The sequence below is a fragment of the Pseudoalteromonas sp. CNAT2-18.1 genome, assembly GCF_022347865.1.
GTDB classification, from domain to species: Bacteria; Pseudomonadota; Gammaproteobacteria; order Enterobacterales; family Alteromonadaceae; genus Pseudoalteromonas; species Pseudoalteromonas ruthenica.
The window spans coordinates 219,928-239,726 of record NZ_JAKRFR010000005.1 but is presented as its reverse complement, the minus strand read 5'-3'; the positions used below and the strand labels follow the sequence as shown (position 1 = coordinate 239,726).

Genomic DNA, 19,799 nt, shown 5'->3' with positions numbered 1-19,799 from the left:
ATTATGTCTCAGCATAAAGGAAAGATTGCCGCAGCCATTGCTGCATTGTTTTTATTATTTTATCTCATTGCCGTTTATTGGAGCATTGAGCCCGATCGCTTCGATGTAGTAGAAAAGGCAAAACAGCAAGCTAGCGAACGAAATGAGCGCTTAGTAACAGGTTATGTGACCACGTCGACGTTGATTAACGTCGCGCAAACATTACTCGACAAACCGGGCGGCTACCTTAGTAACGATATGGCTCCACCCAGCGTATTGATGGACAACATGCCGGCCTGGGAATACGGAGCGTTGGAGATGACCCGTGATTTAGCGTTGTCGATGCGTAAAGACTTTAGCCGTTCACAGTCGCAATCCACGGAGCACCCGTCACTGAAAAAAGCGCAGCCGCAGTTTAATATCAGTAGCACTGCTTGGATGTGGCCCAGTGCCGAAGGTGAGTATCAAAAAGGCATTGATTACCTGATTGCCTACCGCAGTCAAATCGCGGACAGTAACGACAGACAAAGTCAGTTTTATGCCCGTGCGGATAATCTACGTACTTGGGTAAAAGAGGCTGAAAAGCGTTTGGGTAGCCTCAGCCAACGCCTCAGCGCCAGCGTGGGACAAGAGCGTGTTAATACCGATTTGGCTGGCGATCGCGAAGCACATCAAGCGACATATGCACCCATGCAGCAAGAGGTGCGCACCTCTTGGTGGGAAATTGACGATGTGTTTTATGAATCTCGGGGAGCTACCTGGGCGTTGCTGCATTTCCTGCACGCTATTGAGCACGATTTTGCCGATGTTTTGGAAAAGAAAAATGCTAAGGTAAGCGTCCAGCAAATTATTCGCGAACTGGAAGCAACGCAAGAGCCTGTGTGGAGCCCTATGGTGCTTAATGGCAGTGGCTTTGGCCTTGTAGCTAACCATTCGTTAGTGATGGCAAATTATATTTCTCGTGCTAATGCGGCACTAATTGAGTTAAGCGAGTTACTCGCACAAGGATAAAAAGGGTAGATGATGAAACAATACTTTGTGGCTGCAGGTTTATCGCTTGCAGCGATGGCGCCAATGGCCCATGCCGATACCGTGTTAGGCCTTTATGTGGGGGCCGAAGGTTGGCAGGCTGAGCCAGAAGGTAGCTTTGGCAGCAAAGGCTATGCGCAGCAAGATTTCAACTTCGATGATGAAACCTTCACCAGCTACTACGCAGCATTGGAGCATCCAGTTCCTTTGGTTCCTAACGTCAAGCTACGTTACACCGAGATGGACATCAGCGGCGGAGCACTGCTTAACCAAACCTTTGAATTTGAGGGAGTCGATTTTGCTGTAGGCAGCAACATCATGACCAATGCAGAGCTTAGTCACACCGATTATGTGCTTTACTATGAGATTTTTGATAACGATGCGGTGTCGATTGATTTAGGTTTGAGCGCGAAACAGTTTGACGGCGATATTTATGTTGCCCAGACCGACAACAGTTCGTCTGTGCGCGTTGATTACTCAGGGTTTGTGCCACTAGTGTATGGTCGCGGTGAAGTGGGTTTACCTTTTACTGGCTTGAGCGCATTTGCTGAGGGCAGCTTTTTCGCATTAGATGACAGTACCGTGCATGACTACCAAGTCGGGGTGCAGTGGGAGTTTATTGATAATCTAGCGGTGGATGTGGCTGTACGTGCAGGCTACCGAGCGATGATGATTGAACTTGATGATGTTGATGATATCAATACTGATATTGATGTTTCAGGCCCCTTTGCAGGGCTACAAGTTCACTTCTAAATAGTAAACTTTGAAAAAGCGGCGCAGGCCGCTTTTTTTGTATTTATGACCACTCTAAATCGAAGTCACGCTGCAGTGCTTGCTCTATTGCTTGCTTAAACGTAGGGCTCAATGTGGCACGCAGCAACCGCCTTAATTCATCACCCGTTTGGGTGAATTTGTAGTAGCTCAGAACTAAGTCACTGTTTTTGGCTGTGAGCGTTAATGAGGTATCGTAAAAGCGCAGTTTTAGCTGCTGTTTGGCGCGAAAGTTCGCTGACTCAATTTCTTTGCGATACAGCACAGCGCAATCCATCAAGGTTAATATTTGAGGGTAACTGAGTCCCGCCTTGGCCAAGTTGAGTTGCTCCTTATTGCCTTTGCGCAGTAAGTCGAATAACGACGGGCGCTTGTAATAACCCAATAAAATAATATGAGAATGATCAAAGTCGAGCTGAGCACACAATGCAGCGGCTTTTTGTATAGCCAATGCCTCGCGCTGGGTCATTTGCTTTAGGGTTTGCAAGCTCTTGATACTAAAGGTCCCCGGAGCCAGCGTTTCTCCAGCAAGAATTTTTGCCCATAACTGCTGCATGGACGCTGTTGCGGAGTCTTCGGCAAGCGACATAAAGCGCTCAAACCAATCAGGGTCAACATAGCCATCGGTTTTAGTGTCTGGGCAGTATTGCATGGCCTGGGCGAGTATTGATTCTATATTGTGTTGCTGTCTTAGGCGCTTGAGCTCTTCACGTTTGAGGGCTCGCTCTGCAAGAGGCACTCGTTGATCGAATACAAACCCACTGGGGCGAGCTCCTTGGCGGGAATAGCCTCCTTCTTGGGCCGGTACAGGTAAAGAGTTGCGCTGTTTTTTTATTTTAAAACCAACTCGTTGGGCAATAAGTTGCGCCAGTTTGGTTTGCGCAGTGAAGGTTTTACTGCTCATCCTTGTGCTCCAATTCCACCACTGTTTTTAAATTATTTAGGCTATGAGTCATGGTATTAGCGAGGGTATGTTCGGTAAACCAGACCAAATAGGGGCCAATGACGGGTAGAGTGATTTCACCTTGTTGCTGCCATAAGATACGGGTCTGCTCCCCTGAACTGATTAATTGAAACTGGCCATGCGAGAGGTATTCGTTATTGACCAGTAATTGATAGTTGAGAGTAGATGCACTGTCACTGACAATACTTAGTTCCCCTCGGGAGCGTTGCCCTTGCCAGCCTAAATGAGCGCCAACTCCCTGGGTTTGCGCACGAACTTCTAAACGAGCTTGTTGGTCGAATTGGCGTAGCGCTAGCCATTGTTGCCACTGAGTTAAATCCCACAGCCAAGGCTTTATCGCTGCGCTCGGCACATCCAGAGTAATACTGCGCTCAACGCGATAATGTTGCTTGGCGATAAGGCCAACCAGCACCAGTATGAGCGCGAGTAAAACTAGAGTTTTTATTACATTGCGTGCTAGGGTTATCACAGTACCTCTGCGCAGAAACACAAAAAGCATAGTCGAAAGATTAGACTATACTGTTAGAACTTAATTTTCTATCTCCGTAGTTGTGAATATTGCTCATCTAAGTAAGTGAATATTCGATTGTTTACGGTTTCGAAGGAAGGCTATGTCTTCGCCAAGTAGTGATTTTATTTTTCTTAATGAAGAATTTGACGAGGAGCCGGCTAAACCCCAAGAGTTTTGGGATGTGCTCATTGTTGATGACGACTCTGAAATACACTCAGTGACGGAGTTAGCCTTGTCTAACTTTGAGCTCAACGGTAAGGGGTTGCGCTTTCATCACGCTTTTAATGGTACGCAAGCGGTTGATATTTTGCGTGACAATCCGCTTATTTCGGTGGTGTTACTTGATGTTGTTATGGAAAGCGACGACGCCGGGTTAATTGTTGCCAAACGGGTGCGTGAAGAGTTAAAAAATCACGTGGTACGCATTGTGTTGCGTACAGGGCAGCCAGGTTATGCCCCTGAAGAGCAGATCATCCGTCAATATGATATTAATGACTACCGCACTAAAACTGAACTGACCCGCTCGAAGCTTGCCACCACCATGGTAACGGCCTTGCGCTCGCACCAGCAGGTAACGCAATTATCTATGCAAAGTCATGCCCTTTCCCAAGTGCTGCTGGCAAGTGAGCAAATACTGAATTTTAGTCAGTTACTGCCTTTGAGTCGCGCAGCGATTAAACACCTTGCTCATTTTACAGCGGGTCCGCAACAAGGGGTGGTGTGTGGCTTAGATGATGACGGTGTGGAGATTGTCTATGGGGGCACCGGTGAGTATCAAAATGTGCATCACCAACATATCGAAGAAAGCGCTTTAACGGCCTCTGTAAAAGAGCAGATCAAAGCCAGTTTTAAATTAGCTCAGCACCAGCATAACGAACACTCGGTGAGCTTTTTCTTTCGTGCCAAACAACAGCAGTATGTCATTTGCCTTGAGGGTGAACACATTATTGAGCATGCGCTGATGCAATACATTGACCTACTTTTAACTAATGTGGGGGTAGGCCTCGACAACGTGCTGTTGGTGGATAGGTTACGCAATGTTGCGTTTAAAGACTCACTTACGGGGTTATGTTCACGTAACGGCTTTATCGCCGCTTTGGAGCGCTTACAAAAAAACACCAACGCCCACGATTATTTAGTACTGATTGATATTGCCCGGTTTGCCGACATCAATGAAGGGCTCAGCCACGATATTGGTAATTTACTGTTAGTTGCTGTGGCGCAGCGTTTGCAAGCGCAGCATCAACAGACGCAAGTCGTAGCGCGGCTTGGCGCAGATCTCTTCGCTGTAGTAAGTAATGAGGAGCAACTCCCCTTTGCGCAATTACAGCAGTTGTTGCGTGCGCCCTTTATCGCGGCTGAGCATCAGCTGCATTTAAATTTTACCTTTGGATTGTGCACTCAGCCTCATTTTGACAGCAGTGCGCTGGGCACCTTAAAGCGAGCGTCGATCGCATTAAGCCATGCTAAAGCCGATATTAGCCATAGTTACTGCTACTTTGATAAACAAATGGAAGAGCAGGTGAGCCATCGCTTGGCGATGATAAGACGCCTACGGGAAGATTTTGCAGATGGCAAACTAGAGGTGTGGTACCAACCGCAAGTAGATTTGGCAACGGCGCAGCCTTATGGTTGTGAGGCACTATTGCGTTGGCCGATAGGGCAAGGTCAGTTTATTTCTCCGGCCGTATTTGTGCCTTTGGCTGAAGACGCGGGGATGATTATAGAGATTGGCCAGTGGGTGCTTGAACAGGCCTGTGCCAAACAGCGAGAGCTAGCCCAGCATGGCGTTGATATGCAAATATCGGTGAATGTCTCGGTGCCACAGTTTAAAGCGTCTGATTATGCTCAGAGCGTTGCGCAAACCTTGGCACGCTTTGCCGTACCCAGTGATAAAATAGAGTTGGAAATCACCGAAAGCGTCGTTATGGACGAGGTTGAGCAGGTTACGCGCACGCTTAATGAGCTCAAAAGTTACGGTATTGACGTGGCGATTGATGATTTTGGCACTGGATTTTGCTCGTTAAGTTACTTACACAAGTTACCCTTTGATCGGCTCAAGATAGACCGAGCTTTTGTTAAAGGGATCCCCGATCAGGACAACGGTGAAATCGCCGAGCTAGTGGTCTCGTTAGCTAACAGAATGAATTTACGGGTTATTGCAGAGGGCATTGAGACCGAACAACAGCTGCAATTTTTAAAATCTATTGGTTGTCACGAAGGGCAGGGTTATTACTATGCGCAGCCCCTAGATGGCAAAAAACTTGATACTTACTTAAAGGTCAGCAATTAACCTTCACTAGGCTGGCCGCGATTTAGGGCTAACGCTGTGCTAAAACATCAGCGTTAACCCAGTAGCTTCTTTAGTTGAAATAGACAGCTTGAAAGGTGGCTAAGTTGCTCCCTTGCTCGTCACGCAAAACGAGTTTTTCACCCATGATGTCGTAGCTGAACGTGTTCATTAACGCTTCACTCATTGCACTTTCTTGCGCCATCGAGTCCATACACATTTTCTTGGTGCTAGCCACTGCTTTAAAACGCAAGCCGAAATGTTGTCCCTTAACATATTGGCCAGTAAAGTTGTTGCAGCCTAAGTAACCACTTACTTTACCATCATCGTGAAACTGCATATGCGGCTCACGTTCAGTTACTTGCACCTTGTTACCTTTCAAGGTGATGGCCTTCCAATAGGTATTCGTCAGAGACACATCGGGCTTCGCAACTTTTTCCATCATGACTTTAATTGGGCTTTGTGACTGCACGGTGCCAAAGGGATCGTTGTGTTCAGTGGTAATGTAGAGTAGCTCGCCATTACGAGTGACTTTGGCACTCACACTGTAACGCATATTGGCGATTACTTCAGACGAATCAAAGGTGAGCTCAACGTTATACGGGGGCGCTCCCTCCAAGGGCAGGGTTTTACTTGCCAGTTCTTTTGCGGGTGCGTCCATCAACGAAACATCGGCTAAGGTAACCTTTAGCTCAGCCCCAGGCGGAAGCAAACTGCGGTCGCGGTACATAACCTGAACCTGCATGGTTTTGCTCTGCACCGCAGGAGCTATATTTTGCTGTTGCGGCTCAACTGAGCTGCTACAAGCGCCAAGTAGAAGTGTGGTCAGAGCCACGGCGGGTAAAGTGACATTCATACTCATTACATAAACTCCTTAAATGCTAACGAAAGTGTAAGAAAATATGCATTAATAGGTACTTAATGTAGTACATCGCCATGACACTGAGGGGTTTTTATTTTTTTACATATTGCGTGACAATGACTATGCGCTGTCCGTCTACACGTCCTTCGATGTGTTCAGGGTTAGAGGTCAAGCTGATATTGCGCACGGCGGTGCCACGTTTCGCCACCAAGCTTGAGCCTTTTACATCTAGATCTTTAATAAGTGTCACGGTATCACCTGCATTTAAGCGCACGCCATTGGCGTCGAGGTGAATAACATCTTCTTCTTCAGCAATGGCAGCCTGAGCCCATTGCTGTGTTGGTTCATCCAAATACAGCATATCAAGCATGTCCATGGCCCAGCCGTGCTCGGTACTTAATTGATTCAACAACCGCCAAGCTACAACTTGTACTGCTGGGATTGGGCTCCACATACTGTCATTTAAACAATGCCAGTGAGTTGCGCTGAGTTGCTCATCACCATTAAGCTGCGCTGCACAGGTGGCACAGACTAAAATAGCTTTATCTGAATGGGCTTCGCCTTCAGGTGGTACCGCATAGACGCTGAGGTTATCTTGACTGGCGCATAGTTCGCAGGTGTTATTACTACGCTGTTTGAGGGTCTGTTCAATACTCATAGTTAACTTTTGGTAGGGAGAAATGGCAATTATAACCAAAATAACCTTACAAAAGGTAATGTTTTACAGGTAAAGGGCGACATATCGCTGCTTTAGCTTCTCATAGAAACCTTGGCTTTTTAGCTCCTCAATTGCTTGATTCACTCGAGTCAATAGCGGCTGATGTTCGCGCAGCAAGCGGATATGCATCTGTCCGCTTGAGTGGCGAGCTCCTAAAGCAATATCAACACCCAAACGATGAGCCCAATATTTAGCCGGTAAATCGCCGATGATCGCCACATCAATGCGACCTCGATGTAGAGCTAGGATCAACTCTCGTTCGCTATTAAAATCCATACGTTCGAATCTATTATCATCATGATAGTAATACCCTCTTACCGTGCCCACTGTTTGGCGAAAAATACTGTCACGTGTTTGGTATTGATGTACTTTAGATGTCAGGGCCACTAGATACTCATCGACAGGAAACAGCGGTGCAGAGAATACAAACTTTTCGTCGTGGCGCTGCGCTTGGGAAAGCCAACTAGGACTGATGACTTCAAAATCCAGTTGCTTTGCTTGAATGGACTGAACGGTGCGTTTAGGAGGCAAACTCACATGTTGGCTGGCAATCTCTGCTTCGCTCATTATTGCCGCGATGTATTCGCGAACAATGCCTGGGTGTTTTGCGCTTTGCGTAGCATAGGGGTACCAACTTCCACTGGCGTTGACATTATATTTTAACGGCTGGGCACTGACCGATGAAGAAATCAGCAAGGCCATGACACATAAGCAAACTACGTAGAACCGCATTCGTTTTAAGAAATTAAGCTATTTACTAACTAGCATAGTGGTAATTCAACTATTGCGCAGGTGTGAAAAGAAGAAAGTGAAACTTTACAGTGACAACTCACCGATTAAGCGTTATATCAGTAGTAGAGCGAAGAGTTTAGCGACAGGTGGTAAATGCAACAATCAGACTCCCAGACCCCTTCACAGCTGGAGGCGCAATATGTCGCCCGGCAAGCGCTTTTCTCTAGCACCGGCGAATTAGTAGCTTATGAGCTTCTCTATCGGGATTCGCCACAAAATTGCTTTCCTCAAGGAATGGGAGACTCAAAAGCCACGGGTCGCATGTTTTTCGACCTTATTTTGTTGCAAGGGCTTGAAAAAGTCAGTGCTGGCTTACCTGCTTTTTTAAACTTGGCCACAGACGCATTACTTGAGCAAATCCCCCAGCTACTTCCTAAAGATAACACGGTGATTGAGATTGTTGAGCGCAGCCGAGGTGTCTCTGAACTTGTTCATGTCGTCAGTGCCTTAAAGAAAAAAGGATACCGATTTGCACTGGATGATTATGATCAAGATCCCAAGTGGCAGCCACTGTTAGAGCTGGTGGATTACATTAAAATTGAAATGGAGCCAAAACTAATCAGTACAGTGATGCTGATAAAAAAATTGCGCATGGTGTATCCACAAGCACAAATTATTGTTGAGCGTATTGAGACCCCTGAGCAGGCAAAAGCAGTGGTGGGGGCCGGAGCCGATCTGTTACAGGGGTATTTTTTTGCCAAACCCGCGATGCTGGAATTTAAAAATATTAGCCCTGCCAAGCGTGTGATTATTGAATTACTGCAGTTAACCATGAGTGCTGAAATTGATTTCAAAGAAATCGCCAAACGCATTAGTGTCGACGTTTCGTTGACCGCGCGGATATTAAGAATGGCTAATGGCCTCAGTGGTACGCGCGCCAATATCAGTTCCCTACAACAGGCAGTGACTTACCTTGGTGAGCAAAGTATTCGTCGCTTTATTCGTGTTCTCGCACTGGGAGAACTAGGCGCCCAAAAACCTGCAGAGCTGACTAAGCTCGGGTTAATGCGTGCCCAGCTTATTGCCGAATTAGTGTCGCCAGCAGGCAAGGCGATGGTAGAGCAGGGTTATCTTCTTGGGCTGTTATCTGTACTTGATGCCGTGTTGGATGTGTCGCTGGAAAACTTGGCCAAGGAATTCTCCCTTGATGGGGCGCTCAGCGGTGCCTTGCTTAATGCCCAAGGAATGCTGGGTCAAGCTCTTAACTTGGCGTACGCATGCGAACAATGCCAGTGGCCACTCGCCGAGGAAATTTTGCAAACCATTCGCCCAGCCAGTGAACCGCAGGTATTGTATGCAGCGCTGTCACAATCGCGAATTTACTGCGATAAAACTATGGAATTGCTTAGCGACTAGCGACACAGTATGCTGAACTTGGGTTATAAATTTGGAGCGCATTTGTGGGTCGCATTGTTATCATATTGTTTTTGCTTGGGTCCTTGGCGCTTCTTGCGGTGGCTGTTACTCAGCCGGCGTTGACTATCGAGGCAAAAATTGAAAAGTCACAACTAGCCAATACCGCAGTGGATGCCTTGGTCGCTGAATCCGACTCGCAGAGTCGGCGTATGCTCAGTATGCTGTCACAAATGTTGGGACTAGATAAGCTCGAGGGGCAAATAGACGCCTACGGCAAAACGCGTAGTATTTGGGGGACGGTGAGTGAACTCTATCACCATGACAACGTGCTGGTCGCAGTATTAGTGGGAGCATTTTCACTGCTTATACCGCTGTTTAAAACCTGCTTACAATTATTAGCAATGCTGATAAACACACGGCAATGGCGTTTAAAGCTACATTGGCTAAGTGCTCTGCTAAGTAAGTGGAGTATGGCCGATGTCTTTGTTTTAGCGCTAATTATTACCTATCTGGGAGGTAATGCCGATGACCACTTTGGGCAACTTGTGGATATGAACGCGCAACTGCACATTGGTTTTTGGTTGTTTTTCGCGTATTGCCTGATGTCGATTATATCAAGTATACTGATTAACCAAGAGATGCGGCGCGAGCTGCAAACACATAGCAAATAACCTAACCAAGGCTTTCATTCACTATGGCGAAAGTGACGCATTACATTATCACCTTATTGCTGCTAGTTATTGCTGCTAGTTTTAGCTAGTACGCCGGTGAGTGCGTCGGTGCAAGGCCAGTGTACTCACATGCAACAGCAAAATGATGCTATGAGTTCGATGATGGCACATCACGCAGTTATGGCCGATAGCCAGCCCAGTCAACATGACTGTTGCGAGCAGGATATGCAGTGCACCTGCCCAGATAGTTTGTGTCATGCGCAAGCTTTTATAGCCAACAGCATGGTTGTTGCAAGTACCGTTGTTGCGACGAAGTCACACCTACAACCGAGTCGTGCCCCCACGCGACTCGCCACCAGCCTATTTAGACCCCCTATTATCGCTTGACCTAGCACCAGTGCGTCTGGCGCACAGCAACATACTGTTGATATCTCTATTTCTAGGTAAGCAAAATGAAACAATTAGTGAAGTATGCACTCGCGATGGGTATTGCGGCTGCAGTTACTTGGGGTGTGACCCAAGTAAGTCACGATGGTGCACCCGCATCATCAACCGAAGAACAACAAAACGCTGAGAAACAGCCGCTCTACTGGGTCGCGCCAATGGACTCCAGCTATCGCCGCGATGGTCCGGGAAAATCTCCTATGGGGATGGATTTGGTGCCGGTGTATGACGAGCCTGAAGATGAGCCGGGCGTCATTGCCATTAGCGCCAGTGTTGAGAACAACCTCGGTGTTCGCAGTGCGCAAGTGTCCAAGCGGCAACTGGTTAACTCGATTACATCGTTTGGCAATATTCGCTACGATGAAGAAGCCATGGTTCATGTGCACCCGCGAGTGGCTGGTTGGGTTGAACAGCTTTATGTCAAATCTGCAGGCGCGAAAGTCAGCCAGGGCCAGCCTTTATATACTTTGTATAGCCCTGATTTAGTCAACGCTCAAAAGGAATTTATTCTTGCCCTTAATAGCCAAGACGAGGTGCTGCGCAGCGCCGCAGTCGCTCGCCTGAAAGCGTTTAAAATTGCCCCCAGCTTTATCGAGGAGCTCACCGAAACACGCAAGGTGCAGCAGAATATCACCTATTATGCACGACAAGATGGTGTGATTGAGCAGCTTAATGTGCGCGAAGGCTTTTACGTTAAGCCCGAAAATTCATTAATGGATATCGCTGCAACCGACCAAGTATGGGTGATTGTCGATGTCCATGAGCGTCAATTGCCGTATTTAAACGAAGGCGCAGACGCGGTGATGACGCTGGATTACTTACCACAAATGCGCTGGCGTGGCAGCGTTGAATATGTCTACCCCAGCCTTGATACGACGACGCGCACAGCCCAAGTGAGATTGCGCTTTGCCAATCCAAATGGTGCGCTCAAGGCGAATATGTTTGCCAAAGTTGTCATTGATGCCAGCAATAACGCCCCGACCTTGAGTGTGCCCCAGCAAGCGGTAATTAATACCGCGCAAGGACAGCGTGTGGTGCTGGCTCTCGGCGATGGACGCTTTAAATCGGTAGCGGTGCACACCGGTCGCGTGGCCGATTCATGGGTTGAGATTCTCGCCGGCTTAGAGCCAGGCCAAGAAATAGTGACCTCGGGTCAGTTCTTACTGGATTCCGAGTCGAATAAACAAGCTGAGCTGGCGCGCTTAGATAAACGCGATTATGCCCATGCTAGGGTGAACGGCGAAGTAAAAGCCATTAATCACGCTGAGCGTACCCTACGTATCGCGCGAGGTCCGATTGCAAAATGGAATCGCGAAGCGACGACTATGGACTTCAAATTAGATGCCGGGCTGGCCACTGATTTTCTCAGTGAAGGTATGCAAGTCCGCTTTCGTTTTGAGATACGCGCAGGGCAATTTGTGATCACCGATATTGAGATCCTAAGCGAGCAGGAAGGTGCATCATGATCGCGGCAATTATTCATTGGTCGATAAAAAACCGAGCCTTAGTGGTTTTAATGACCTTGATGCTCACTGGAGCTGGTTTATATACCTTAAAGAACACCCCGGTTGATGCAATTCCAGATCTGTCCGATGTGCAGGTGATTGTCAAAACCAGCTACCCTGGTCAAGCCCCTCAGGTGGTACAAGATCAGGTCACCTTTCCACTCACCAGCGCCATGATGTCAGTGCCGGGGGCAAAAACCGTGCGCGGTTTTTCGTTCTTTGGCGATTCTTACGTCTACATCATTTTTGATGATGACACCGATATGTACTGGGCCCGCTCACGCGTACAAGAGTATTTGTCACAAGTAGAGGGAGACTTACCGAGCAGCGCTCAGCCGCGTCTGGGTCCCGATGCCACCGGGGTCGGGTGGGTGTACATTTATGCCCTCACTGACACCACAGGCAGCCATGATTTAAGTGAACTGCGCAGTATTCAGGACTGGTTGCTAAAGTACGAACTGCAAGCGGTGCACGGGGTGTCCGAAGTGGCCACGGTCGGTGGCATGGTAAAGCAGTATCAAATTGAGCTCGACCCGCAAAAATTACGCGCCTACGACATTCCTGTGGCGATGGTGGCACGGGCGGTAAAAGATAACAATCAGGCGATTGGCGCCTCTGTGATAGAACAAGCCGAAGCCGAGTATATGGTCACTGCCACCGGTTATATTCAATCTACTGACGCACTAGCGCAAACGCCGTTGGGGATTCAAAACAATGGTGTGCCGCTGCTGCTGCGCGATGTGGCGCGAGTGACGCTGGGGCCGCAAATGCGCCGGGGTATAGCTGAACTTAACGGTCAAGGTGAGGTCGTTGGCGGTATTGTGGTGATGCGCTTTGGTGAGAATGCTCAGCGTACGATTGATGGTGTTAAGGCGCGCCTAGATGAACTGCGTGGCAGCCTCCCTGAAGGCGTGGAAATTGTCCCGGTGTACGACCGCTCAAATCTCATCGGCAACGCTATTGATAACTTAGCTGATAAGTTGCTTGAAGAGCTTCTCATTGTGGCGTTGGTGTGCGCGGCCTTCCTTTTTCACCTGCGCTCTTCGCTGGTGGCGGTGATCACCTTACCGCTGGGTATCTTAGTGGCATTCATCGTCATGTATATGCAGGGGATTAACGCCAATATCATGTCGTTGGGCGGGATTGCTATCGCCATTGGGGCAATGACCGATGGCGCTATTGTGATGATAGAAAACATGCATAAACACATGGAGCGAGAGCCGCTGAACAAGGATAACCGCTGGCGTATTGTTGCGCAGTCAGCGGCCGAAGTGGGGCCGGCGTTATTTTTTAGCTTGCTTATTATCACAGTCAGCTTTTTGCCGGTGTTTATACTTGAAGCCCAAGAGGGGCGCTTGTTTGCGCCGTTGGCGTTCACCAAAACCTATGCCATGGCGGCCGCTGCCGGCCTTGCTATTACCGTGGTCCCTGTGCTTATGGGCTACTTTATTCGTGGCAAGGTAGTCAGTGAGAATAAAAACCCTTTAAACCGGCTATTGGTTGCGCTTTATCGGCCGCTGCTCGGTGGCGTTTTGCGTTTCCCTAAGGTTGCTTTGTTATTGGTACTGGCAGTGGGTGTGGCAACCTACTACCCACTGAGTAAGCTGGGGAGCGAATTTATGCCGCCTTTGGATGAAGGCGACTTAATGTACATGCCCACCACTTATCCAGGGTTATCAATCGGTAAAGCGCGTGAACTACTGCAACAAACCGATAAATTGATCAGCACCGTGCCAGAGGTGGCATCGGTATTCGGTAAAATAGGCCGCGCTGATACCGCCACAGATCCTGCACCATTGACCATGATTGAAACCTTTATTCAGTTTAAGCCAAAGAGCCAGTGGCGTGAGGGCATGACCATCGATAAGCTTAAGGACGAGTTAGACGCCCTCGTTAAATTTCCTGGGTTAACCAATGCTTGGGTGATGCCGATAAAAACCCGGATCGATATGCTCGCCACCGGTATTAAAACCCCGGTGGGGATCAAAGTGGCGGGGCCAGATTTAAATAAAATTCAAGAAATTGGTCAGGATATTGAGCGTTTATTGAAAGACTTTCCCGGCACCGCCTCGGTATACTCTGAGCGGGTGGCAGGAGGACGCTATTTAGATATTCGTTTTGACCGCGCGCTGCTTGGCCGCTATGGGCTGTCTATGGCGCAAGTGCAAAGCATGATTGCCACTGCGGTAGGGGGGCAAACCCTAACGCAAACTATCGAAGGGCAACAGCGTTACCCCATTAACCTGCGCTTTCCGCAAAGCTACCGTGATTCGCCACAAAGTTTAGGGAGGTTGCCCATTATTACCCCTACTGGCGTGCAATTACAGCTCGATGATGTTGCCGACATTCGCGTCACTTCTGGGCCTGCGGGGATCAAGAGCGAAAACTCGCGCATTAACGGCTGGACGTTTGTCGATATCAATAACGTCGATATGGGCAGCTATGTTAGTGAAGCTAAAGCCTATCTGCAGCAGTCTTTGGAGTTACCTCCTGGCTACTCACTGCGCTTTGCGGGTCAGTATGAATATATGGAGCGGGCGAAAGCCAAGCTCAGTTATGTGGTGCCCTTGACCCTCGCTATTATCGCTATTTTGTTGTTTTTAAACTTTCGCCGTTTTGCTGAGGTCGCCATTATCATGGGCACGGTGCCATTGGCGCTTATCGGTGGGGTGTGGTTGCTTTACCTGATGCAATTCAATCTGTCGGTGGCTGTGGGTGTGGGCTTTATCGCTCTTGCCGGTGTCGCCGTAGAAATTGGCGTGATTATGCTGGTGTATTTAAATCAAGCTTATGATGAGGCCAAGCTCCAGCATGGGCCATTAACACCGGCTCAGTTACGCCAAGCGATTAAAACCGGTGCTGGATTGCGAGTGCGCCCAGTAATGATGACGGTTGCGACCATTATTATTGGGCTGTTGCCCGTACTCTATGGCAGCGGTACCGGCAGTGAGGTAATGAGCCGCATTGCCGCGCCTATGGTCGGTGGCATGGCAAGTGCATTGTTGCTGACACTGATCGTTATCCCTGCTGTGTATTTCTTATGGCGGGTAAAACACACAAACAAGGAGTCGAGATGAGTAATAATCATATTTATCGCAAACCGAGTTGTCCATTTGGTGAAAAGGCCATTGCGCTCCTTGATAGCCAGAATGTTGACTATGAAGATCATGTTTTTGCCGATAAGGAAGAGGAGCAAGCACTTAAATCTCGCTTCGATGTTGGCACTACACCGCAAATCATCTTGGATGGTGAGCGTATTGGCGGCTTCGATGATTTACAGCAGCACTTTGGTGTACAGAGCGATGAACAAGACGATGAGCAAAGCTATACGCCCGTTATAGCAGTATTTAGCACCGCTTTTGCTATCGCTCTTGCGCTAAGCGCTGGGCATATGGGATGGCAATTATCCACCTTAGTGATGAGCTTTATGGGCGCATCACTGTGTTTATTGGCGCTGTTAAAATTGATGGATATAGGCAGTTTTGTTAATGGCTTTAAACAGTATGACCTACTGACCATGAAGCTCCCTGCTTATGGGTACATTTATCCGTTTTTAGAGCTTGCTGCCGGACTGGGGATGCTCAGCGGCTTATGGCCATGGGCGACGGCTGTGATTGCGACTTTTGCTGGTCTCATTGGCGGGATATCGGTATTTAAAGCCGTATATATCGATAAGCGTGACCTCAACTGTGCGTGTGTTGGTGGTAATCAATCAGTCCCTCTAGGGGCCGTCAGCTTTTCTGAGAACGCCATCATGTTGGTAATGGGTCTTTGGATCTTTTACACCCTAGGGTGAAATAATTACCTAACAGTGAATGCCCATTGCATTAAGAAGCCCGTGTGACAGCGGGCTTTTTTGTGCATGAAACTTGCTGTGTATAAAACACTATCTAAAGGAGGCTATATGCAAGTTAAAAAGATTAATCATGTACTGGATTGGACAGTGGAATTTCACAACCGACTTGCTGCCAATTTTGAACAGCTCGGCTTAAGCAGCGATAAGCGCTGTGCCATGCTGTTAGATTATCTAAGTGGGTATGAGGGGAAGCTTGCTGCTGACGTTGCCAGTTTTAAAATATTAACCAGCTCTAATGCGTTAAATACTTGGTGCTATGAGTATTTTGCCGAAAATCCAGAGCTGATTGACTTCGAATCATTAAGTGCCGATATGGCCCATGATGAGCAGCAAGTACAAAACTACCTAGCCAAAAAACATCAACAGGTTATCGATCTATATCAGTACCTTACCGAGCGTGCAGAGATTGAAGATTGTAAAGACGTGCTTTCGCAAATACTGCTCACTGAACAAAATGCGCTACAACAAATGATGCAAAGCGCTAATCGCCTAAAAGACGTGTAAATCTAGCCCTAGCTTTTTCCATTGTTGCTGCTCGGCCTCAAGGTCGGCAGCGAGCAAGGTGTTATCAGACAGCCACTGCTTGCCAAGTTGCAACGTGAGCTCATGACTCGCTGCGCTGATTTTATAGTCAGGCTTTTGCTTGGCTTGGCGCTTTTGATTCATTAATACAGCAAGGCGAAATAGGGCAATCATGCGCTTCAACGTTAGTGAAGGAAGCGCAATAAACTCAGGCAACGCTTTGAGCTTAATTTTTTTTCTGTAAAAGCGAATAAGACATGCAAGTAACTGCTGTTGCTCTTGGGTAAACCCCGGAAGTTGGCTATTAGCAATAATGTAGGCACTGTGTTTATGTAATCCAGATGAGTTTATGCTTAAGCCGACTTCATGCAGCTGAGCTGCCCATAAAAGCACGGGGAGATCATCCTCATGGGTTAACTGCCAAGGCTGCTCAATATGAGGAAAGAGCCATTGCAAGGTGGCACTGACATTGGCCGCATGTTCACTGTCAACCACATATCGAGTGGAGATATTGGCTATCGTGGCAACACGTATATCTTTGTGCGCGTGCAGCTCTGAGAGCTCGTAAAGAATGCCCTCGCGCAGTGAAAAGTCACAGTAGGTGAGTGCATCAATATCAAAAAACGTCATCACGGCGTAAAGAATCGCTAGGCCACCACAAAAAGTGGGGCGCCGCTCTTCGCTGAGCTCGGCAAATTCCAATCGCTCTATATGGCCTGAGTCGCAGCTCGCTTCAATCAAGGTTGCCAATGCTGATTGGGTGAGTGGCTGGGTTAAGTCACCTTGATGGCACAGGGCGCTGAGCATTTTGGCTGTGCCTGAGGTGGCCAGTACATGTTGCCAACCTAATTGGGTGAAGCTATTCGCGATAGACTCTAACTCCTGCTCGGCTTTAACAATAGCGCGTTTAAAGCGCTTTTTTGAGATACGCCCGTCAGCAAAAAACTGTTGCGAATAGCTCACGCAGCCCATGTTCCTGCTGCTCAAACGCAGATGTTGGTGATGCTCTCCGATGGCCAGCTCGGTACTACCACCACCGATATCAATCACCAAACGCAGCCCCTCGTGGTGTATATGTTGGGCAACGCCTTGATAAATGAGGCGCGCTTCTTCTTGACCAGAAATAACATCGATATGAAATGGAAACACCGAACGAGCACGGCGCATGAAGCTTTTGATATTGCGCGCTCGGCGTAAGGTATAGGTCGCAACCACCTTAACGTTGGCGGCAGGAAAATCGATGAGAGTGCGAGCAAATTGCCGTAAAACGCTGACCGCTCTTTCTATGGCCTCATCACTCAGGCAGTCGTTGTTATCAAGGCCAGCGGCAAGGTATACGCGCTGCTTTTCTTTGTGTAACACCTCTAAACGACCATCGACCTCTCTTGCTAGCAACAAGTGAAAGCTGTTGGAGCCTAAATCGACAGCAGCGAAAGTAGTGACATCATTGGTGTGCACGATTGCTTTCCCATTTCTTTAAGTAATCATGAATGGCAATTTGCGAGCGGATTTTTTTCTTGTTCCCTCGACGAACGTAATGATTCCTTTGCTCGGCGTCAATCACACGGGCTTTACTGCGATCGCGCCACTGTAACTCGAGTATATCGATGATTACCTGCTGTAAGCTGCGATTATAAACAGGGACGCCTACTTCTACCCGGTGATCAAGGTTACGTGTCATCAAGTCAGCGGATGAAATAAATACCTGGGTATGCTCAGCACTGCCAAAGACCATCACCCGAGGATGCTCTAGAAAACGATCTACGATACTAATGATTTTAATATTGTCACTGAACCCCTTGATGCCGGGGACCAAAGAGCACATACCACGAATGATCAGCCTTATTTTAACCCCTGTCTGGGCCGCGATATACAGCTTGTCAACTAACTCTTTATCAACTAAGTTATTGACCTTGATAAAAATGTGACCTTTCTTTCCTAGCGTTACTTGCTCATCAATCAACTCATCGATACGCTCACGCGCATTCACAGGTGAGACCATCAGATGCTTAAACTTAAAGTGTTTGTAGCTGTGCTCGATAAACTTAAACACGTTATCGCACTCTTCACATATCTCAGGATCGCGAGTGAATAAGCTAAAGTCAGTGTATATTTTTGCTGTCTTTTCATGGAAGTTGCCGGTGCCAATATGTGCATATTGCACAATCTGCCCGTGCTCTTTGCGATGAATCACGCACAGTTTGGAGTGCACTTTGAGAGAAGGGATGCCAAAGATCACCTTGATCCCTGCTTCGTCCAAGTTCTTTGCCCATTGGATATTATTTTGTTCATCGAAGCGCGCTTTTAACTCCACCATAACGGTTACTTTCTTACCATTCTTTGCCGCATTCACCAGCGCACCAATTAACCGCGACTGACTGGCAACGCGATAAATATTGACCTTTATATGTAATACGTCAGGGTCGAAAGATGCTTGACGCACATAGTTCAAAAAGTGATTGAAGGTATGGTAGGGGTAATACAGCAGAATGTCTTGATGGCTAATGGCATCAAATACGCTTGTGAAATGATCAAAAGTGTGTGAGCGAATGGTTGCCAGTGGGCGGTTCTCAAGGTAGCGCCGGCCGACATTGGGAAAGGCTAAAAAGTCGCGAAAGTTGCGATAGCGGCCGCCTGGGATCAGGGCATCATAGCGAGTGATCCCCAAGCGTCGCCTCAGTGCTTTAAGCATCTCCCCGGGCAAGGCACTGTCGTACACTAAACGCACAGGCTCTGAGCGCAGCCGCTGTTTTAGACCTTTTGACATTTTATCCAACAGGCCTTCTTCGATTTCATCGTCGAGGTTATATTCAGCATCACGGGTGAGCTTAATGGCGAAACCACGAATGGCGTCAAAGCTAAAAAAGCTGGCAAATACCTGTTCAAGATAATAGAGAATGATGTCATCAAGCAGGACGATAGTTTTGTGGCGGCGGGTTTTTTCCGCAGGTAATTGCACAAAACGTGGTAGTCGGTTGGTCGGCACTTCCAACAATGCATAGTGGCTTTTCTCATGACGCATTTCGACAAATAAATAGGTCATGGTGTCGTTGATATGCTCGGAATAGTTTTTGTTTTGATCAAGCAGAATGGGCGACAGGTGCTCTAATACTTCAGATTTAAAATATGCTAACAGCCATTGCTGGTGAAACTCACTGAGTTGCTCGGGTCGATCAACATGAATATTGTGCTCGTTGAGGGCCACTAAGATATCATCATAGATAACGTTAAAGTCTTGCCCTAGCTTAAGTACTTTGTCCTGAATTTTCTGCATTAGGGCTTCATCTTCATCGAAATTTGCATCTGGAAGTTTGTTCAGCAGGATACGACGTTTTACGTCAGCAACGCGCACTTGAAAAAATTCATCAAGATTGTTGGAAAATATGCCCAGAAAGCGAATGCGTTCAATGATAGGGTTGTTTTTATCTTTTGCCTCTTGCAGTACGCGCTCGTTAAAAGAAAGCCAACTGAGCTCTTTGGGGTAGTAGCTCGCCTGCATAACAATATGTTCCGGTTTCATAATACACTC

17 protein-coding genes are annotated in these 19,799 nt (G+C 47.7%); 10 read left to right on the top strand and 7 right to left on the bottom strand.

Annotated elements, in window-relative coordinates; genetic code table 11:
* Nucleotides 1–3 precede the first annotated feature (3 nt).
* Both MHM94_RS12590 and MHM94_RS12585 read left to right on the top strand, forming a co-directional pair.
* Nucleotides 4–990, top strand: coding sequence for a DUF2333 family protein (locus MHM94_RS12590; RefSeq protein WP_022945389.1), 987 nt, complete (start codon nt 4–6; stop codon nt 988–990).
* 12 nt (nt 991–1,002) lie between these two features.
* Nucleotides 1,003–1,761, top strand: coding sequence for a TIGR04219 family outer membrane beta-barrel protein (locus tag MHM94_RS12585; protein ID WP_235419627.1), 759 nt, complete (start codon nt 1,003–1,005; stop codon nt 1,759–1,761).
* Nucleotides 1,762–1,804: 43 nt separating this feature from the next.
* Here MHM94_RS12585 and MHM94_RS12580 read toward each other — a convergent pair whose 3' ends face one another.
* Together MHM94_RS12580 and MHM94_RS12575 are read right to left on the bottom strand one after the other, a co-directional pair.
* Nucleotides 1,805–2,683, bottom strand: a complete 879-nt coding sequence (locus tag MHM94_RS12580; protein ID WP_045979212.1) for a TIGR03899 family protein — start codon at nt 2,681–2,683, stop codon at nt 1,805–1,807.
* Nucleotides 2,673–3,212 carry an SRPBCC family protein gene (locus MHM94_RS12575; RefSeq protein ID WP_235419522.1) on the bottom strand — a complete coding sequence of 180 codons (540 nt, stop codon included), beginning with the start codon at nt 3,210–3,212 and terminating at the stop codon, nt 2,673–2,675. Before MHM94_RS12575 ends, MHM94_RS12580 begins: the two co-directional genes overlap by 11 nt.
* A gap of 142 nt (nt 3,213–3,354) precedes the next feature.
* Between MHM94_RS12575 and MHM94_RS12570 the strand changes: the two genes are divergently transcribed.
* Complete coding sequence (locus tag MHM94_RS12570) at nt 3,355–5,547, top strand: EAL domain-containing protein (RefSeq protein WP_235419523.1); 2,193 nt, start codon at nt 3,355–3,357, stop codon at nt 5,545–5,547.
* Between the two features lie 70 nt (nt 5,548–5,617).
* On the opposite strand, the gene MHM94_RS12565 is transcribed toward MHM94_RS12570, so the two are convergent.
* The 3 genes from MHM94_RS12565 to MHM94_RS12555 form a co-directional block, all read right to left on the bottom strand.
* Entirely contained in the window at nt 5,618–6,406 is a 789-nt protein-coding gene (locus MHM94_RS12565; protein WP_022945394.1) for an META domain-containing protein, read from the bottom strand.
* Between the two features lie 91 nt (nt 6,407–6,497).
* A complete protein-coding gene (locus MHM94_RS12560; protein WP_022945395.1) occupies nt 6,498–7,064 on the bottom strand; it encodes an alkylphosphonate utilization protein in 567 nt (188 codons plus the stop codon).
* Between the two features lie 63 nt (nt 7,065–7,127).
* Complete coding sequence (locus MHM94_RS12555) at nt 7,128–7,826, bottom strand: transporter substrate-binding domain-containing protein (RefSeq protein ID WP_235419524.1); 699 nt, start codon at nt 7,824–7,826, stop codon at nt 7,128–7,130.
* Between the two features lie 183 nt (nt 7,827–8,009).
* Here MHM94_RS12555 and MHM94_RS12550 point away from each other — a divergent pair, with 183 nt between their 5' ends.
* The 7 genes from MHM94_RS12550 to MHM94_RS12520 all read left to right on the top strand — a co-directional run bounded on the left by MHM94_RS12550 (nt 8,010) and on the right by MHM94_RS12520 (nt 16,252).
* Complete coding sequence (locus tag MHM94_RS12550; RefSeq protein WP_045979216.1) at nt 8,010–9,272, top strand: HDOD domain-containing protein; 1,263 nt, start codon at nt 8,010–8,012, stop codon at nt 9,270–9,272.
* 44 nt (nt 9,273–9,316) lie between these two features.
* Nucleotides 9,317–9,943, top strand: coding sequence for a paraquat-inducible protein A (locus tag MHM94_RS12545; protein WP_130144500.1), 627 nt, complete (start codon nt 9,317–9,319; stop codon nt 9,941–9,943).
* Between the two features lie 129 nt (nt 9,944–10,072).
* The gene (locus MHM94_RS12540; RefSeq protein ID WP_235419525.1) at nt 10,073–10,330 is read left to right on the top strand and encodes a hypothetical protein; all 258 of its coding nucleotides are present in this window, start codon (nt 10,073–10,075) and stop codon (nt 10,328–10,330) included.
* Nucleotides 10,331–10,395: 65 nt separating this feature from the next.
* The gene (locus MHM94_RS12535) at nt 10,396–11,853 is read left to right on the top strand and encodes an efflux RND transporter periplasmic adaptor subunit (RefSeq protein ID WP_235419526.1); all 1,458 of its coding nucleotides are present in this window, start codon (nt 10,396–10,398) and stop codon (nt 11,851–11,853) included.
* On the top strand, nt 11,850–14,969 hold the full coding sequence (locus MHM94_RS12530; protein WP_235419527.1) for an efflux RND transporter permease subunit: 3,120 nt from the start codon (nt 11,850–11,852) through the stop codon (nt 14,967–14,969). The genes MHM94_RS12535 and MHM94_RS12530 overlap by 4 nt, the downstream gene beginning before the upstream one ends.
* Nucleotides 14,966–15,688 (top strand): glutaredoxin, encoded by a 723-nt coding sequence (locus tag MHM94_RS12525; protein WP_053909820.1) that lies wholly within the window; start codon nt 14,966–14,968, stop codon nt 15,686–15,688. Before MHM94_RS12530 ends, MHM94_RS12525 begins: the two co-directional genes overlap by 4 nt.
* Nucleotides 15,689–15,796: 108 nt before the next feature.
* A complete protein-coding gene (locus MHM94_RS12520; protein ID WP_026111172.1) occupies nt 15,797–16,252 on the top strand; it encodes a hypothetical protein in 456 nt (151 codons plus the stop codon).
* Here the strand turns inward: MHM94_RS12520 and MHM94_RS12515 are convergent.
* Entirely contained in the window at nt 16,238–17,728 is a 1,491-nt protein-coding gene (locus tag MHM94_RS12515; protein WP_235419528.1) for an exopolyphosphatase, read from the bottom strand. The two genes, MHM94_RS12520 and MHM94_RS12515, sit on opposite strands and share 15 nt — an antisense overlap.
* On the bottom strand, nt 17,715–19,790 hold the full coding sequence (ppk1, locus tag MHM94_RS12510) for a polyphosphate kinase 1 (RefSeq protein WP_235419529.1): 2,076 nt from the start codon (nt 19,788–19,790) through the stop codon (nt 17,715–17,717). Before ppk1 ends, MHM94_RS12515 begins: the two co-directional genes overlap by 14 nt.
* Nucleotides 19,791–19,799: the final 9 nt, after the last annotated feature.

Bases quoted from the DNA above. Each gene is read 5' to 3' on its own strand.
- MHM94_RS12590 (WP_022945389.1), top strand. From the start codon at position 4: ATGTCTCAGCATAAAGGAAAGATTGCCGCAGCCATTGCTGCATTGTTT.
- MHM94_RS12585 (WP_235419627.1), top strand. From the start codon at position 1,003: ATGAAACAATACTTTGTGGCTGCAGGTTTATCGCTTGCAGCGATGGCG.
- MHM94_RS12580 (WP_045979212.1), bottom strand. From the start codon at position 2,683: ATGAGCAGTAAAACCTTCACTGCGCAAACCAAACTGGCGCAACTTATT.
- MHM94_RS12570 (WP_235419523.1), top strand. From the start codon at position 3,355: ATGTCTTCGCCAAGTAGTGATTTTATTTTTCTTAATGAAGAATTTGAC.
- MHM94_RS12565 (WP_022945394.1), bottom strand. From the start codon at position 6,406: ATGAGTATGAATGTCACTTTACCCGCCGTGGCTCTGACCACACTTCTA.
- MHM94_RS12560 (WP_022945395.1), bottom strand. From the start codon at position 7,064: ATGAGTATTGAACAGACCCTCAAACAGCGTAGTAATAACACCTGCGAA.
- MHM94_RS12555 (WP_235419524.1), bottom strand. From the start codon at position 7,826: ATGGCCTTGCTGATTTCTTCATCGGTCAGTGCCCAGCCGTTAAAATAT.
- MHM94_RS12550 (WP_045979216.1), top strand. From the start codon at position 8,010: ATGCAACAATCAGACTCCCAGACCCCTTCACAGCTGGAGGCGCAATAT.
- MHM94_RS12540 (WP_235419525.1), top strand. From the start codon at position 10,073: ATGCAACAGCAAAATGATGCTATGAGTTCGATGATGGCACATCACGCA.
- MHM94_RS12535 (WP_235419526.1), top strand. From the start codon at position 10,396: ATGAAACAATTAGTGAAGTATGCACTCGCGATGGGTATTGCGGCTGCA.
- MHM94_RS12530 (WP_235419527.1), top strand. From the start codon at position 11,850: ATGATCGCGGCAATTATTCATTGGTCGATAAAAAACCGAGCCTTAGTG.
- MHM94_RS12525 (WP_053909820.1), top strand. From the start codon at position 14,966: ATGAGTAATAATCATATTTATCGCAAACCGAGTTGTCCATTTGGTGAA.
- MHM94_RS12520 (WP_026111172.1), top strand. From the start codon at position 15,797: ATGCAAGTTAAAAAGATTAATCATGTACTGGATTGGACAGTGGAATTT.
- ppk1 (WP_235419529.1), bottom strand. From the start codon at position 19,790: ATGAAACCGGAACATATTGTTATGCAGGCGAGCTACTACCCCAAAGAG.